The 15,620-nt window shown below is 72.6% G+C and carries 12 protein-coding genes; 6 read left to right on the plus strand and 6 right to left on the minus strand.

Annotated elements, in window-relative coordinates; all coding sequences use genetic code 11:
• The first annotated feature begins 271 nt into the window (after positions 1-271).
• Both ACMXN5_RS43885 and ACMXN5_RS43890 read left to right on the plus strand, forming a co-directional pair.
• Complete coding sequence (locus tag ACMXN5_RS43885) at positions 272-2,401, plus strand: hypothetical protein (RefSeq protein ID WP_439680454.1); 2,130 nt, start codon at positions 272-274, stop codon at positions 2,399-2,401.
• Entirely contained in the window at positions 2,398-4,086 is a 1,689-nt protein-coding gene (locus ACMXN5_RS43890) for a purple acid phosphatase family protein (RefSeq protein ID WP_439680455.1), read from the plus strand. The genes ACMXN5_RS43885 and ACMXN5_RS43890 overlap by 4 nt, the downstream gene beginning before the upstream one ends.
• Positions 4,087-4,258: 172 nt before the next feature.
• Here the strand turns inward: ACMXN5_RS43890 and ACMXN5_RS43895 are convergent, their stop codons facing one another.
• The 3 genes from ACMXN5_RS43895 to ACMXN5_RS43905 all read right to left on the minus strand — a co-directional run bounded on the left by ACMXN5_RS43895 (position 4,259) and on the right by ACMXN5_RS43905 (position 5,886).
• Positions 4,259-4,711, minus strand: coding sequence for an iron chaperone (locus ACMXN5_RS43895; RefSeq protein ID WP_439680456.1), 453 nt, complete (start codon positions 4,709-4,711; stop codon positions 4,259-4,261).
• 20 nt (positions 4,712-4,731) lie between these two features.
• Positions 4,732-5,490, minus strand: a complete 759-nt coding sequence (locus ACMXN5_RS43900) for a hypothetical protein (RefSeq protein ID WP_439680457.1) — start codon at positions 5,488-5,490, stop codon at positions 4,732-4,734.
• A gap of 69 nt (positions 5,491-5,559) precedes the next feature.
• The gene (locus ACMXN5_RS43905; RefSeq protein ID WP_439681411.1) at positions 5,560-5,886 is read right to left on the minus strand and encodes an SSI family serine proteinase inhibitor; all 327 of its coding nucleotides are present in this window, start codon (positions 5,884-5,886) and stop codon (positions 5,560-5,562) included.
• Positions 5,887-6,265: 379 nt separating this feature from the next.
• Between ACMXN5_RS43905 and bioB the strand changes: the two genes are divergently transcribed.
• Together bioB and ACMXN5_RS43915 are read left to right on the plus strand one after the other, a co-directional pair.
• The gene (gene bioB, locus ACMXN5_RS43910) at positions 6,266-7,327 is read left to right on the plus strand and encodes a biotin synthase BioB (RefSeq protein WP_439680458.1); all 1,062 of its coding nucleotides are present in this window, start codon (positions 6,266-6,268) and stop codon (positions 7,325-7,327) included.
• A gap of 128 nt (positions 7,328-7,455) precedes the next feature.
• Entirely contained in the window at positions 7,456-8,682 is a 1,227-nt protein-coding gene (locus ACMXN5_RS43915) for an adenosylmethionine--8-amino-7-oxononanoate transaminase (RefSeq protein ID WP_439681412.1), read from the plus strand.
• Between the two features lie 8 nt (positions 8,683-8,690).
• Here the strand turns inward: ACMXN5_RS43915 and ACMXN5_RS43920 are convergent, their stop codons facing one another.
• The gene (locus ACMXN5_RS43920) at positions 8,691-9,185 is read right to left on the minus strand and encodes a hypothetical protein (RefSeq protein WP_439680459.1); all 495 of its coding nucleotides are present in this window, start codon (positions 9,183-9,185) and stop codon (positions 8,691-8,693) included.
• Positions 9,186-9,429: 244 nt separating this feature from the next.
• On the opposite strand from ACMXN5_RS43920, the gene ACMXN5_RS43925 reads away from it, so the two are divergent.
• Positions 9,430-12,126, plus strand: coding sequence for an RNA polymerase sigma factor (locus ACMXN5_RS43925; protein ID WP_439680460.1), 2,697 nt, complete (start codon positions 9,430-9,432; stop codon positions 12,124-12,126).
• Positions 12,127-12,132: 6 nt separating this feature from the next.
• Here the strand turns inward: ACMXN5_RS43925 and ACMXN5_RS43930 are convergent, their stop codons facing one another.
• Entirely contained in the window at positions 12,133-13,041 is a 909-nt protein-coding gene (locus ACMXN5_RS43930; protein ID WP_439680461.1) for a D-hexose-6-phosphate mutarotase, read from the minus strand.
• A gap of 488 nt (positions 13,042-13,529) precedes the next feature.
• Here ACMXN5_RS43930 and ACMXN5_RS43935 point away from each other — a divergent pair, with 488 nt between their 5' ends.
• On the plus strand, positions 13,530-14,288 hold the full coding sequence (locus tag ACMXN5_RS43935; RefSeq protein WP_439680462.1) for an enoyl-CoA hydratase/isomerase family protein: 759 nt from the start codon (positions 13,530-13,532) through the stop codon (positions 14,286-14,288).
• Positions 14,289-14,348: 60 nt separating this feature from the next.
• On the opposite strand, the gene ACMXN5_RS43940 is transcribed toward ACMXN5_RS43935, so the two are convergent.
• Positions 14,349-15,602, minus strand: a complete 1,254-nt coding sequence (locus ACMXN5_RS43940; protein WP_439680463.1) for a cytochrome P450 — start codon at positions 15,600-15,602, stop codon at positions 14,349-14,351.
• Positions 15,603-15,620: the final 18 nt, after the last annotated feature.

The raw sequence follows: 15,620 nt of genomic DNA on the forward strand, positions 1-15,620 counted from the left end.
TAGTGGTGCGGGCGGTGGAGGGCGAAGACTCGGGGAGGTTGGTGAATCTCGGAGCCATCTCGGCGGAACCGTGGGGTAATTCCCGTCGAAGGTTTTGGTTTCATCGGGTTTGTGACCGGGCCGCCCTGCATACTCACGATCGTTGTCGACGCGCCGTGGTCGGAAGGCGTCGACTTCGGTCCTTTCGGCTTCCCGATCCCATGCACGCTCCCCATGGTCTCACCGCGGGTGGCCGCCGGTGTCGGGGTGAGTGACGGGTCATCACCTCCCCATGGGTACAACGCGTAGTCGTCCCCCGCTCATGATCGGCGCCCTTCGGCCGCGACGGGTCGCGGTCGGTCTGATCGTGCTGGGTCTGCTGGTTCTGCTCTTTCCCATGATGTCCTCGGCCGCGGAGTCACCGCCGGTGCGCGGTGCACGGGCCGACTACCTGACCGGCGAACAACGCGCCATGACACCGGGGTTGGTCACCCGGTCCGGCAGCTACGCCGAACTGGCCTCCGGGCCCGACGAGAGTTTCGGCGACACCCGTTCGCGGGCGGCCGACTGGCTGACCGTGCCCGCGGCCGGCGCGGACGGTACCGCCACGGCGGATCGATCGGTGCCCGCCGGTACGCCGTTGGGCAAGCGTACGGCCGCCATCACGTCGGCGGCGCTGAACGTCTCGCGCACCGCGCAGAGCCTGAAGGCCACGTCGGACGTGACCGGATTCGACCACCCGCTCAACCAGTTCCGCGAACTGGACCAGGTGGTCGGCGTGACGTCGCTGGTGCGCATCGACAAGGTGCACTCGGAGGTGGGTGCGCCGAGCGCCGCGGTCGAAGCCGGCCGGGTCGACGCCGGCCCCGGCGACGCTCCGCGTGCGGTGACCGAGGTCACCGGCCTCACGTTCTTCCCCGGGTCGGCGCGTGAGGAGCGGGTGGACCTGCCCGGTGGGCGTATTCCCGGCGGGTTGCTCAGCCGTACGCTGCACTTCCGCACGGACGACGACGGCCTGGCCATGAAGAGCCTGTACAAGGGCGATCCGGCGATGTACCGGGCCATGCTCGGCGACGGCACCGGCTTCCTGGACGCCACCTGGACCGTGATGGTCGCCGATCTCGCCTCCACCACGGCCGACTCCGCGCGGGCCGGACTGGGTGTCACCATCGACATGCGGTGGCGGGTCGGCATCGATGCGCGGGACACGCTGCAACTGCGCATCGACGGCAACGAGCGGTACGTGGACACCCGGATCGCCGAGGTGACCGCGGGCGACCCGGCCGCGGTGTTCCGGCGCCCGGCGGTGCCGACGACCACCGTGAGCGGGTTCGGCCCGCCCGGAGCCGGGCCGGGGGACACGGTCACGGTGACCGGGAGCGGCTTGGACGCGGGCGGGATCGGCGTGTACGTGGACGGTTCGCCCGAGCGGATCACCGGCGACGCGCTGCGGGTGGCGGCCGACGGTGCCTCGCTCGCCTTCGCCGTGCCGGCGGGGGCGACGCCCGTCAAGGGGGTGCTCGTGGTCGGCGACCACGGGGAGGGCAGCGCCGGGAGCTTCCCGCGTCCGGGCGGTGGCAGTTCCGGTCCCACCACGACCGCGACGGGTGCGCCGCCGAGTCCCACCGACGAGGGGCCGGTCCGGCACGCCTCGTGGGCGGGTCCCGCGGTCAAGGCGGGCGACCTGCCCGAGTCGTGCGTGACGGCGGCGCAGTGGCGGGTCCCGGCGGACCGGGCGGTGTTCACGGCGGCGCTGGGCGACGGCGGGGTACGGGCACCGGTGATCGCCTCGGCGGTGTTCACCTTCGCCGACGAGAGCGGTGCGCGGCACGAGGTGGCCACCGGCGCCGGGCCGATCTGGGGGCAGCCGTGGCCGACGGGGCCCGCCGCGCACGTGGTGGGCACCCGGCCCGGGCAGGTCGCCGCGATCGTGCCGAACGGGTGGAGCCTGGTGGCGCTGGGCGCCGACCACCGCGGTGGGGAGAGCGCGAGGCAGGTCGCGCTCAGGCCGGTCGGCGGGTGCTGGGCGCTGGGTCGGGAGCGGCCTACTACGCCGCCTACGAGCGTGCCGCCTACGACGGCGCCACCCACGAGTGCACCGCCGACGAGCGTCCCGCCTACGACGCCGCCGCCGACGAGTGTGCCGCCGACCACGGCGCCGCCGACGAGTGTGCCGCCTACCGGTGAGCCCTCCGGCGGGCCGACCGGCGCCTCGACGCCCGCCGGGTCCGGCGGCACCGCCCCGGGCTCGAACGGCGGCGGCCCCGGCGGCTCCCACACCGTCCCCGAGACCGCGACCGGCACCGGCGGCAGCCTCTCCCGTACCGGCGCCGACATCGTCCTCCCCGTCCTCCTCGGCACCGCCGCGCTCGGCGCCGGCCTCGTCCTGCTGTTCGCCGCACGTTCCAGGAGCGCCCGATGAGCACCGCCCCCGACCGCAACCCCCACCTGCCCCGTTCCGGCGTGCCCGACCGGCTCGCCGCGACGATGAGCATCGCCGAGCAGCACGAGTACCTGCGCGCCCGGCGCCGCCGCACCGTCTCGCGTCGCGGCGTCCTCACCGCGATCGGCCTCGGCGGCGCGGCCGTTCCGCTCTTCGGCGCCTCCTCGTCGGCCGGCCCGCGCCGCGCGCCGTCGCTGCTCTCGGGCACGGACTACGTCGACGGGAACGCGCTCAAGCCCGCCGCGCGACACCTCGCGTTCGGCGCCGACCCGCGCGCTCAGGCGGCGATGAGCTGGCAGGTGCCGCAACCGGTGCGCCGGCCGTACCTGCGCCTGGGCACGTCCCCGAAGCAACTGGACCAGGTGGTGCCCGCCGAGATCCGGCACCTGCACTCGCACCTGATCGAATACGCCGACAACCCCGCCTCGGCCTACTTCGACTACGACCAGTACCACCTGCACGCGGCCCTGGACGGCCTCGACCCGGGCACGCGCTACTACTACGCGCTCGGCCACGAAGGGTTGGACGCCGCGTCCGTCGCCGCCACCGTCGGCTCGTTCCGCACCGCGCCGGCGGTCGACGGCGTACCGGAACCCTTCACCTTCACCGCGTTCGGCGACGAGGGCGTGGAGTTCGGCGGCGCGGCCAACCAGACCCTGATGCTCCGTCAGAACCCGGCGTTCCACCTGCTCGCGGGCGACATCGCGTACGCCGCCTCGGGCGCGGGGCTGCCGTCCAGTCACCACAGCGCCGACGGCGCGGACAAGCTCCAACCCGAGATGTGGGACGAATACCTGCGGATGATCGACCCCGTCGCCGCGTCCGTGCCGTGGATGGTGGCGATGGGGAACCACGACATGGAGGCGCTGTACTCGCCGGACGGCTACGGCGGCCACCTGGCCCGCTGGCACCTGCCGGGCAACGGGCCGCGCAACTCCCATGCCACGTACGGCTTCCGCTACGGCAACGTGGCGGTGGTCAGCCTCGACGCCAATGACGTCTCGCACGAGATCCCGCACAACCGGGGCTACACCTCCGGTGCGCAGACGGCGTGGCTGGCCGGCCATCTGGCCCAGGTGCGGCGTACGCCCGGGATCGACTTCGTGGTGGCCTTCTTCCACCACTGCGCCTACTGCACGGCGACCGACCACGTCTCGGACGGCGCGATCCGGGAGGAGTGGATCCCGCTGTTCGACCGCTACCAGGTCGACCTCGTGATCAACGGGCACAACCACGTCTACGAGCGGGCCGATCCGATGCGCGGCGGCGTACGCACCCGGCGGGCCGACATCGGCGACCGGATCCGGCCGGCCACCGACGGCACCACCTACCTGACCGTGGGCAGCGGCGGGAAGAGCGGCTACGAGTTCTCCGCGCCGGAGACGTACGCGGGCGGCCCGGCCGATGTCACCGACGCGGTCAAGGGCGGCTACTACACGAAGGCCGGCAAGCTCGACGAGACCGTCGAGTGGTCGCGGGTGCGGTTTCGCGGCAATGCCTTCATCGCCGTCGACGTGCGGCCGGCCGCCGCCGGACGGGAGACCACGATGACCATCCGCACGCTCAGTGTGACGGGCGCGCAGATCGACACGGTCACGCTGGTCCGGGAGGCGGGTACGCCGATCCCGGTCGCGGGCACGGGCGGTCGTGGGACCGGGGGCTGAGCCAGGCCCTGTCCGGCGGATCTTGGCGGGTCCGCGCCGCCCGGCACCGCGCCGGTCGGCCGCGTTCGCCGGAGGTCCGCCGGGGCGTCGCCCCGATGGCTCCGGTCGAGTGCGGGACGGCCGCCGATGTACGTGCGTGAGTCGGGTCCGGTGCGTCCCCCCGGGCCCGGTCTCAGCCCACCGCCCGCCTGACGAGTTCCGCGATTCGTGCCTCGACCTCGGGGGTCACCTCGGTCAGGGCGAAACCGGCCGCCCACATCGGGCCGTCGTCGAGCTTGGCCAGGTCGCTGAACCCGAGCGTCGCGTAGCGGGCCTTGAACTTCTCCGCGCTCTGGAAGAAGCAGACGACCTTGCCGTCGATCGCGTACGACGGCATGCCGTACCAGAGCTTCGGCTCCAGGGTCGGCGCGTTGGCGGTGACAATGGCATGCACATGCTCGGCCAAGACGCGGTCGGCGTCCTGCATCTCGGCGATCTTCGCGAGCAGATCCCGCTCCGCCTCGGCCGCCTTCTCGGCCTTCGACGTACGCCGCGACGCCGCCTTCAGCTCGTTGGCGTGGTCCTTCATCGCGGCGCGTTCGTCGGCCGAGAAGCCCTCGTGCCTGCCGTCTTCGGTGTTGCCCATGGCGGATCTCCCCGTGTTGATCATGATTTCGTGATCTTGGACGGGACCTTATCCCGGCGCGCCGATACCGGGTCAACGGTGACGCGCGAATCGCTCGTCGCCGACCCCATCGCGCGGCGCAGCGCCGCCACGACCACGGACGGCTCGTGGACGGCGGCCGCCGCGCGTTCGGCCGTGTCGAGGACGTCGGCCAGGGTGTCGGGCGTGGCGCCGGACACGACCTCGCACATCCATTCCGCCAACTGCCCGGCACCCTCCGGTACGTCCGGCAGGCTCGGGCCGGCCGCCGCCGGCGCGCCCGGACCGCTCGGGGCCCGACGCCCGGAACGGCCCACCGGCCGACCCAGGGCACGCTGCCACCAGCGACGACGCTCCCGAGGCGCGGCGGGCTCAGGCGGGGCGGACTCGGGAGGGGCGGCCCGGAGCGGGGTCGGCGTCACATCGAGAACCGGGCCGTCGGGTGCGCCTGCCGCCGGGTCCGCTTCCGCCACCGCGAGGTCCCCGGCCACCTCCGCCTCCGCCGCCAGGTCCCACGCGGACAGGTCGGGCATACGCCCCTCGCTGCCCCAACGGCCCACGGGCAGGCGGACCTTGTGCGGGTGCACGCACACGCCCACCCCGGTGCGCGCGTCCACCCGGCGTCCCTCGCCCCGGATCCACGGCCAGGCCCGGTCCGGGCGCAGCGCCACGTCGAACGCTCCCGGGGCGAACAGGCGGGAGGGGCAATATCCGCACACCTCGTCGTCGATCGAGGGTGGCATGCGTCGTTCCGGCGACATGAGCGCAGCGTAACGACCACGCGGAGGCGCCCCGCCGGGGGCCGCCGATGGGGAAAAGCGGTGTGCGCCTCAGCCGCCCACCGTCGGCAGGACCGGGACGAGGTCGTCCCAGCGGGCGATCTCACACCCGTCGGTCCGGTCGAACGCGGCGTCCACGGGGCGGCCGGCCCACACGCCGGTGATGTGCGCGGCGGCGGGTCCGCCGTAGATCATCGTGCACATCGCCCCGTGCGGCACGGGCGCGAACGGGTCCCTGCCCCACATCGTCACGGAGTCCAACCTTTCGCAAGCCTGCCGGGGCGCGGGGTGATCGCCCCCGGCGGGGTGGCACTCCAGCGTGTACACCCCCGCCCCGCCGGGAGCGTCCGTCACGGTGATGGTCAACCGATCCCCCATCCCCGAGGCGCCGGTCGCGACGGGTGCCGAGTCGGCCACGGCGGCGGGAGCCAGGTACGGCGCTGAGACAAGAACCAGGGCGGACACGACGAGACGACGAAGCACCACTGAAGACTCCCGATGCGTGTGCACATGCGTACAGGCCGGGGACGCCCCCACGCACCCGCGCGCAGGGCCCCGTCACCCCTAACGCCCGCACCCTCACGCGGGTTACGCGCCACCCCCGGCCCGGTCATCGGCTTTCGACGGCTCGCCCGATCTATTCATGTTTCCAGGTCGGATGGGGGGTGACGGGGTGGACGGGGACAGAGTTCGGGGGGTTGATGTTGTGGGGTCGCTTCATTGTTGCGGGTGATCACACTCGGTGAGACTGCGAGGCATGACGACATTGCTCGATGGGCTCGTAGGCAAGGCGCTGCGGCGCGAAACGCCCTCTCGTGACGAGGCGTTGGCCGTGTTGGCGGGGGCGGAGGAGACGCTGGACATCGTCGCGGCGGCCGGGCGCGTGCGGCGGCACTTCTTCGGTCGGCGCGTGAAGCTCAATACGATCATCAATATGAAGAGCGGGCTGTGCCCGGAGGATTGCTCCTACTGCTCGCAGCGGCTCGGGTCGTCGGCGGAGATCCTGAAGTATTCGTGGATCTCGCCCGAGGAGGCCGCGCGGACCGCCGATCGGGCCGTGCGGGCCGGCGCCAAGCGGATCTGCCTGGTGGCCAGCGGACGCGGCCCGGGCGCACGGGACATCACCCGGATCGAGGACACGATCGCCGCGGTCAAGGAGGGCAGCCCCGAGGTGGAGATCTGTGTCTGCCTCGGGTTGCTCTCCGACGGTCAGGCCGAACGACTGGCCGCCGCCGGGGCGCACGCGTACAGCCACAACCTCAACACGAGCGAGGCGCGCTACGCCGACATCTGCTCGACGCACACCTTCACCGACCGCACCGACACCCTCCGTCGCGCCGGCGCCGCGGGCCTGTCTCCGTGCTCCGGGGCGATCTTCGGGATGGGCGAGTCGGACGAGGACATCGTCGATCTGGCCTTCGCGTTGCGGGAGTCGGATCCCGACTCGGTGCCGGTCAACTTCCTCATCCCGTTCGAGGGCACCCCGCTCGCGGACAACTGGGAGCTGACGCCGGAGCGTTGCCTGCGCATCCTGGCGCTGTTCCGGTTCTTCTTCCCCGACGTCGAGGTCCGCCTCGCGGGCGGCCGGGAGATCCACCTGCGCGGCCTCCAGCCGCTCGCGCTGCACCTGGCCAACTCGATGTTCCTGGGCGACTACCTGACCAGCGAGGGTCAACCGGGCGCGGACGACCGGCAGATGCTCGCCGACGCGGGCTTCGTGATCGAGGGCGTCGACGAGCAGACCCTGCCCGACGCCCGGCACGACCTGGTCGCGATCCGGCGGCGCGGCGCGGGCAGCGACCTGCCGGCCAACACGTGAGGGCCGGGTGGCGCACCCCGGCGCCGCTCGACGACCGGCCGGGCCGAGTGCGTACCGGGCGCCGGGACCGCACCCCCGGCGAACTGCTCGACCTGGACCGGGAACACGTGTGGCACCCGTACGCCGCGATGCCCGGCACGACGCGGCCGCTCCTGATCGGGTCGGCCGAGGGAGTACGGCTGCGCCTGGCCGAACCGATCGGGGACGTCGAGGAGTTGATCGACGGTATGTCCTCGTGGTGGGCGGCCGTGCACGGCTATCGCCATCCCGTGCTCGACGCGGCGATCCACGACCAGGTGGGGCAGATGAGCCACGTGATGTTCGGCGGCCTCACCCACGAACCGGCGATCCGCCTCGCGCACACCCTGGTGGAGATCACCCCGGAACCGTTGCGGCACGTCTTCCTCGCCGACTCCGGCTCCATCTCCGTCGAGGTCGCGATGAAGATGTGCCTCCAGTACTGGCGGGCCCGGGGTCGCGGCGGCAAGCGGCGCCTGCTGACCTGGCGGGGCGGTTATCACGGTGACACGTGGCATCCGATGTCGGTGTGCGACCCCGAGGGCGGGATGCACCACATGTGGCAGGGCGCCCTGGCCGAACAGGTCTTCGCCGACGCCCCGCCGTGCGACTTCGACCCCGCCTATGTGGACCACCTGGACGCGCTGCTGAGCCGCCATCGGGACGAGGTGGCGGCCGTGATCGTCGAGCCGATCGTGCAGAACGCCGGCGGGATGCGTTTCCACTCCCCGCGCTACCTGCGGGCGCTGCGCGAACTGTGCACTACCCACGACGTGTTGCTGGTATTCGACGAGATCGCCACCGGCTTCGGCCGCACCGGCGAACTGTTCGCCGCCGACCACGCGGGCGTCGGCCCCGATGTCATGTGCCTCGGCAAGGCCCTGACCGGCGGATACCTGAGCATGGCCGCGACGTTGTGCACGGAGGAGGTGGCGGCCGGGATCGGCACCGGCGAATCGCCCGTACTCGCCCACGGCCCCACCTTCATGGCCAACCCCTTGGCCGCGGCGGTCGCGAACGCGTCCCTGGACCTGATCCTCGGCCAGGACCTGCGTACCGACATCGCCCGGATCGAGACCGCCCTCACCGCCGGCCTGGCCCCGGCCCGAACCATCCCCGGCGTTCGCGACGTTCGTGTCCTCGGCGCGATCGGCGTGGTCGAACTCGACCACGAGATCGACCTGCCGACGGCCACCAGGGCGGCCACGGAACACGGCGTCTGGCTACGCCCGTTCCGCAACCTGATCTACACGATGCCGCCGTACATCACCACCGACGAGGACCTGGCCACGATCGCCGCCGCGGTCCGAGCGGCCGCGGCGGCGATCGGAACCTGATCGCCGGTCTACGGGCAGTCGTGGAAGGTGCGGTCTTCCGGGGTGAGGGGTGCGCAGAAGTCGTGGACCTGGTTGTCGACCCCGTGCGCCATGTAGGAAAGGCCGACCACCAGGATCGTGTACGTCAGGATCGCGACGACCACGCGGCCGTAGGAAGCCGCCGACGCGGCCTTGGCGCGGTGCGGGCTGCGCGGCGGGTGGACCAGGGCGACCGGTGAGCCCGGGCGGAGGCGGCCCTCGACCGTGCAGCGGTACGGAATGCCGTTGTGGGCGGTGTATTCGACGACGGTCATCTCCACGAAGTAGACGTCGTCGCGGATGCGGTCGGGGCCGCTGCCGCGCCGGATGCGGCGCTCGCGGAAGGTGGATACGGCGGTGCCGGTCGTGCGCACGCCCCATCGGCGCAGGTAGTGGACCCGCAGGGCGATCACGAGGATGACGAACGGGCCGAGGATCAGGACGAGTTGCCGTGCCACGAGGAAGGAATGCGGGTGGTCGCGCATGATGGCTGCCCTTCGGGTGTACCGGTGTCGACTTGTCCGGTACGTGGTCGGGGGCGGCGGGATCTCTCCACTTTTCGGGCGGGAATCTTTGGGGCGCCGATTGTGTGGGTTTCGTCGTGATGTGCGCTTTCCCGGACCGACGGCCGCGCGCCGGCGGATAATCGGTCGCGCGAAAGTGGAGAGATTCGCATCCCTCGAGACACGTCCCCGGTGACGACGTCGCATTGCCGTTGCGGAGGGTGCCATGACACGGATCGGACCGGAACTGTCCGGGGACTTGCCGTCGGATGGGGGGCTGCCGGAAAGCCTGTGGGCCGCGGATCCGGACGCCGATCCCGACGGCGCCGCCAACGACACGTGGCAGCTGCTGCGCGACGGCGACGAGGGCGCGCGGATCGCGTTGTACGAGCGGCATCACGATGCGCTGGTGCGTTGGTTCCGGGCGAAGTTGCCGTCGGCGGCGGAGGCCGACGACTGCGTCAGCGAGGTGTTCGTACGCGCGCTCGACGGGATCGCCCGCGACCTGAGGCCGGACCGGGGTGTCGACCGATGGTTGTGGGGCATCGCCAAGCACGTCCGGATGGCGGAACTGAGGGCGCGGGAACGTGCCGCGGGTCGCCCGGTCGACGAGGACATCTCGCCCGACGACGCGAAGAAGACGACCCTTTCGGAGATGACCGCGTCCGGCGGCGACCTCGGCCACGCCTATGGCAAGACCCAGGCGTTCGCCGCGCTCTACACCGCCACCGACGCGCTGTCGCAGACCCAACGCATGGTGGTGAGCGCGCACTTGGACCACACGCTCGCCGAAATGCGTCCCGTGAAGGGGGCCGAACTCGCCGCCCGTCTGGGCTGGTCCCGGGTTCGCGTCGACCGCGAACTGAGCCGGGGCCTGAAGAAGGTGCGCGAACGGGTCGGACTCCTGGCGGCGGCGCGCTCGATGCGCTTCTCCTGCGCGACGGCGGCCGAAGTCAAGGGGCTCGCACGGCTGTTCGCCGCCGACGAGATGGCGTCGGGCCTGGTGCCGACCCGGGCGGAGTATCGCGTCCTTCGCGCCCACGCGGCGGGCTGTCCCACCTGCTCCGCCGTGGCCAAGGACGCCATCGTGCAGCGCACCTGGGTGCTCGGACCGGGACTCGCGCTGGCGGCGGCCCGGCAGGGTGAGGACGACGACGAGCGGCGCCGCGCGGCGGTGGCCTGGTGGACGGGGCGGCCGGCGGCCACGGCCGAGGTTGCCCCGGTGGCGTCACCCGTCCCGGCCCCGGAAGTCGCTGCCGCGGCCCCCGACCCGGGCGTGTTGGGCAGTGTCGTCCGGGTCCTACGCCCCGCCTTCGACGCCGTCGTCCGGCCCGCGCTCAGCGCCACCCGCGCCGCAGGTGATGCCGTCCTGCACCGGTTGCTCCGTGTCCCCGGCGTCGCGCCGGCGGTGAACACCGCGACGCGAATCGCCGCGGACAATCCGTTGGCGGTACGCGTGGGAGGCACGGTCGTCGCGCTCGCCACCGCGGCGGCCCTCACCCTGTTGGCCGTCGCGCCCGACGCCGCGCACACCCCGTCTGCCCGGCCGTCCGCCGGCCCCTCGGCGGTCCCCGGCGGTCCGCCGGGTCCGGGCGGGGCGGCGCAGTCGGTGGTGGACGAAACCCCGCCCCCGAGCCCCGCCCCGACGGACGTCCCGTCGGCCCCGTCGCCCGGCGGCCCGACGGCCCCGGGCGGGGCGGCGGCAACGACCGGTGGGACCGACCCCGATCCGGACGGCCCGACCGGCCCACCCGGCACCGGCGGCCGAAGCGAGACCGGCACCGCACCGAACGGCGGCGGAGCCGGAGGCGGCAGCGGCAGCAGTGGTGGCAGTGGCAACAGCGGCGGCAGCGGTGGAGCCAATGCCCCCGCCTCCACCCCCGTTCCGGCCGTCTGGGGCTTCTGGATGGTCCGCTACGCCGACGACCCCGTCGGCGCCACCCGCGAACTCACCCCCACCCCGCAACGCCCGGACAGCCACGAACCGAACTGGACCTACGGCATCTGGCGGCTCGGCAATCCACCCGTCGTCAAGGCCGTACGCGTCACCCACACCGCCGTCGGCCGGCACGTGGTGATCCTCCCGGACAGCGCCGCCCCCGGCGGCATCGCGCACGTCTCGGTCTCCGACTACGCCGCGAACGGTGTGTCCTGCCAACCCGTACGGTGGTGGCCGCAGGGCACCGACGAGCGCGTCGAGGTGGCCTGCTTCGACCGCACCGGCACGTCCGCCGACATCCCGTTCACCGGACTCTTCCTCGCCGGCGACCGCAACGGCCCCTACGGCCAGGCCGGTTCACGCGGATACGTATACGCGGACGAGCCGACCGCCGCCCGCCAAATCCCCGCCGCCGCGTCCCGGCAGAACACCGGCGCGGTGACCCGTACCGGCACCGGACGCTACGCGGTGGCGGTCGCGGCGGACACCGAATCCGTCCAGGTCTCACCGGTCGGGACGACGCCTCGGCACTGCGCGCTCACCGCGCTCTCCGGCGGCACCGCGTCCGTGGCCTGCACCACGCATACCGGCGCACCGGCCGACACCGCGTTCACCCTGAGCCACACCGGCCGGCAGAGTCCGCTCGACGACACCCGGGTCCCGCACGCGGTGCACCTGACCGTCGCCGACGCACCCGGCGCCGGCGCGCCGACGATCACCGGATCGTGGATGTCCCGACCGGGTTCGGCCGACGTGACGCGCACCGCGACCGGCCGCTACACGCTGCACCTGACGGTCGGTTACCTGACCAGCTACGCCCACCTGACGGCCGTCGGCGGCGGCTACTGCACCACCGTGCTGCGCAACGACTACGGCGCCAAGGACGACGTCCTGATGTACCTGGCCTGCTACACCCCGACCGGCGCGCCGGCCGACAACGGCTTCCGACTCTCCTACCTGACCGCGTCGCCGTACTACCCGTAGCCCCGCCTACGCGTCGGGCGCGATCCGGAGCGTGGTACCCAGGCGAGCGGGTGTTCCCGGCGTGCTCACCAGGGGCCGCGAGACGTGGGCGGTCTCCACGCAGACGAACTCCCGGTAGCCGTCGTCGGGTACGTCCGCCATCGTGCGCGCGAGGTCGGCGCCCGGGTTCCACACGACCACATCGGTGTGGCCCTCGTGGCGCACCTCGACGACCCGCTTGCCGGCGGGATCCTCCACCCGGCTCACGTCGCCGGGGCGGGTGTACACCCGGTCGGTCTGCCCCCGGAAGGCGATCCCGGCCGCGGCCGGGTCGGCGTGCACGGGCGCGTCGAGGACCTTGTCGACATACGGCCCGCCCAGACCGGTGACCCGCACCTCGTCCAGGTCACCGACCCGCAGATAGGTGTGCAGCGCCGCGGTGCTCTCGAAGTCACCGCGAGCCTCCAGTTCGATCCGGCACTCGCGCCCCAGTACGAACCGGGCGAACACCTCGAACTCGTGTGGCCAGTACGCCCGCGACTCCTCGCTCGCCCGCAACACCAGCGTCACGCGCACCGCCTCGTCGCCCGGAGCGGCCTCGTCCCCGACCGCGCTCTCGTCGATGTCGAGCAGTTCCCATGGCAGAACGCGCGCGAAGCCGTGACTCGGCCGACCCGCCGCGCCGAACCAGGGCCAGCAGATCGGCACTCCGCCGCGAACCGCCCGCCCCTCCTCGAACGCCGTGGTCTCGCTCAACCACAACACCGGCTCCTCGCCCACCGGTTGCCAGTGCACCAACTGCGCGCCCTGGAGGGTGATCGCGGCACGCACGCGCGGATGGGTCACCACGACCACCGGCAGCGCACCGACCCGACGCAGCGTGGTGTGCGCACCCAGTCGCCGCTCGACGGGAAGGACGAATACGTCTTCGGGCACGTCGGGACCCCTCACACTCGGCGGACGGCCGTCGCCCACACAACCCGCCACAATGCCACAACCCGCCCCGCCGTCATCGCGTACACCCGGGGCCGCCCGCGACGCGCCCTGCGCCGGCTCGGATCGGCCCGGTCGTGTTCGGGCCGGGTACCGGATGGTTTCGGCCGGCACGCGGGCGCGGATTCGCTGGTCTCCGAGGTCGTGGGGATCGCCGCGGCGGGGGTGCGCCGGCGTCTCGGCACGGCCGCCCGGGCGGGTGTGGAACGGCGATGAGGTAGGCCACGCAACGTATACGGCCGCTCACGGATGATGTCGCGCCGGTGTGTGGCGCCGGCGCCGACGGGGTGTGCCGGGGGTACCTCGGAGGGGTGTTCGAATGGCGTGGATTGGGCTCCTCAAGTCGTGATCATCAATGCGACGATCTGGTGATCGACGGGGCTTCCGCCGGCGCGGCGGCGTTTTTCCCACCACCGGAAGGGGTCACGTTCGTGGACTCGCTGGATCTGAAGACGGTGCGCACCAGCCTCGACGGGGCGGTGTTGCGGGTGCGGTTGGCCCGGCCGGAGGCGGGAAACGCGCTGGACGAGCAGATGCTGGACGATCTCCTCGCGGTGCTGGCCGAGTTGCGCTCGCGCTCCGACGTGCGGGTCGTGGTGTTGTCGGGCGAGGGCGATTCGTTCTGCGCGGGTGGTGATCGCGGCGAGATGTTGCGGCTGGCGGCCGACGACCCCGGGGGTCCGGCGCTGCGTCGGCTCGGCGAGAAGGCGCGGGCGGTGTGCGAGGGGTTGGCCGCCGCCGATCCGGTCACCATCGCCCGCGTGCACGGTCGGGTGGTCGGGGCCGGATTGGCCCTGGCGATCTTCTGCGACCTGCGGGTGGGCGACATCGAGACCCGCTTCCGCATGCCGGAGCTGGCCCTCGGGATGCCGACCGCGTGGGGCGGTGCGATGGCCCGGTTGATCGGTGAGGTCGGCGCCGCCCGGATCCGCGAACTCGTGCTGACCGCCGACATGTTCGACGCCCCCACCGCGCATCGGTTGTCGATCCTGCATCGGGTGGTGCCGGCAGTCGATCTCGACGACGCGGTAAGCCGCTGGGTCAAGCCCGTGGTGCGCCGCCCGGTCGCGGCGCTGCACGCGACGAAGACGTTGATGAACGCGTACAGCCGAAGCGACCGGTACGGGGATCTGTCCCTGCTGGACGGGCACTTCCTGTCCGCGTTCCTGGGCGCCGGGGCGGCCCGCTGATCCCCTCCACCCGGAGGCCGGTCGCATCGGCGCGGCGCGACCGGCCTCCGTCGGGGCGGGTCAGCGCACGCTCACCCGCATCGCGGTGATCCGGCGAAACGCCAGGCGGGGCTCCCACGTCGGCGGCTCGGTGACCCGAAGTGCGGGCAACCGGCGCAGCATCGCCTCCAGCAGGAGACTGGCCTCCAGGCGGGCCAGGCCGGCGCCGATGCAGTAGTGGATGCCGCCCCCGAAGGAGATGTGCCGGGCTCGGCGGGTGACGTCGAAGGCGTGTGCGTCCGGGGTCAGGGACGGGTCGTGGTTTGCCGAGGCCAGCATCGTGTGCACGACCTCGCCCCGCGCGATCGGAACCCCGGCCAGCACCAGGTCCCTACTCGCGTAGCGCGTGGTCACGGCGATCGGCGGGTCGTAGCGGAACACCTCCTCCACGGCGTCGGCGAGGGCCATCGGGTGGGCGCGCAGCCAGGCCCGCTGTCGCGGATGCCGGTCCAGGGTCCAGACCATCGTGGACAGCAGTGTGGACGTGGTCTCCAGGGACGCGATGACGGTGAACATGGCCAGCGCGTACACCTGTTCGTCGGCGATTTCGCGATCCGGCTCCAGTGCGTCCCAGGCGCGCAGCCAGCTCGAGATCACGTCGTCGCCGGGCTCGGCACGGCGGCGTGCGACCAGGGCGGTGAAGTATGCGCGCAGGCCGCGGATGGCCTCGTCGGCGGCCCGGAGCTGGCGTTTGACGGGCAGCAACTCCTGGGCGTACGCCTGTGCGTGGGTGAGGGAGCGGAGCAGGTCGAAGTCCTCGGGAGGCACGCCGAGCCAGTGTCCGACGGTGGCCACCGGCATTTGCTCGCCGACGAGTTCGGCGAAGTCCGCGTCCCCGTCCCCGGCCTGCTCGATCAGGGTGTCGAGCAGGGTGTTCGCCACCCGGCGCACCTTCGGACGCAGCGCCTCCAGGGTGCCTCGGTCGAAGATGGTGTTGACCGATCTGCGAACCCGGGTGTGCTCGGGCGGATTCAGCGCCACCAGCGTCTGTTCGAGTTCGCGCGAGGACGGGGTCGACCAGCGGGAGTCGTCGGGCTGACGGGCGCGCCACGCGTGATCCAGGGCGAGCCAATCGGGGCTGCGCAACACCTCGTCGCAGGCGCGGTGGCCGGTCACGAGGTACCCGCCCCAGGGCGCGGGCACGACGTCACCCATCTCCCGTAGACCGGCGTAGAGCGGCAGGGGGTCCGCCTGCCCGGCCACCGAGCGCAGGCGGGACAACAGGGCGACGACACTTCTGCTGTCGATGACGGTGGGTGACGCGGAGGGCTGCACGACGGCTCCTTCGAACTC

The organism is Embleya australiensis, assembly GCF_051903075.1.
In the GTDB taxonomy this organism is placed as follows: domain Bacteria; phylum Actinomycetota; class Actinomycetes; order Streptomycetales; family Streptomycetaceae; genus Embleya.

Bases quoted from the DNA above. Each gene is read 5' to 3' on its own strand.
- ACMXN5_RS43885 (WP_439680454.1), top strand. From the start codon at position 272: ATGGGTACAACGCGTAGTCGTCCCCCGCTCATGATCGGCGCCCTTCGG.
- ACMXN5_RS43890 (WP_439680455.1), top strand. From the start codon at position 2,398: ATGAGCACCGCCCCCGACCGCAACCCCCACCTGCCCCGTTCCGGCGTG.
- ACMXN5_RS43895 (WP_439680456.1), bottom strand. From the start codon at position 4,711: ATGGGCAACACCGAAGACGGCAGGCACGAGGGCTTCTCGGCCGACGAA.
- ACMXN5_RS43900 (WP_439680457.1), bottom strand. From the start codon at position 5,490: ATGTCGCCGGAACGACGCATGCCACCCTCGATCGACGACGAGGTGTGC.
- ACMXN5_RS43905 (WP_439681411.1), bottom strand. From the start codon at position 5,886: ATGGGGGATCGGTTGACCATCACCGTGACGGACGCTCCCGGCGGGGCG.
- bioB (WP_439680458.1), top strand. From the start codon at position 6,266: ATGACGACATTGCTCGATGGGCTCGTAGGCAAGGCGCTGCGGCGCGAA.
- ACMXN5_RS43915 (WP_439681412.1), top strand. From the start codon at position 7,456: ATGCCCGGCACGACGCGGCCGCTCCTGATCGGGTCGGCCGAGGGAGTA.
- ACMXN5_RS43920 (WP_439680459.1), bottom strand. From the start codon at position 9,185: ATGCGCGACCACCCGCATTCCTTCCTCGTGGCACGGCAACTCGTCCTG.
- ACMXN5_RS43925 (WP_439680460.1), top strand. From the start codon at position 9,430: ATGACACGGATCGGACCGGAACTGTCCGGGGACTTGCCGTCGGATGGG.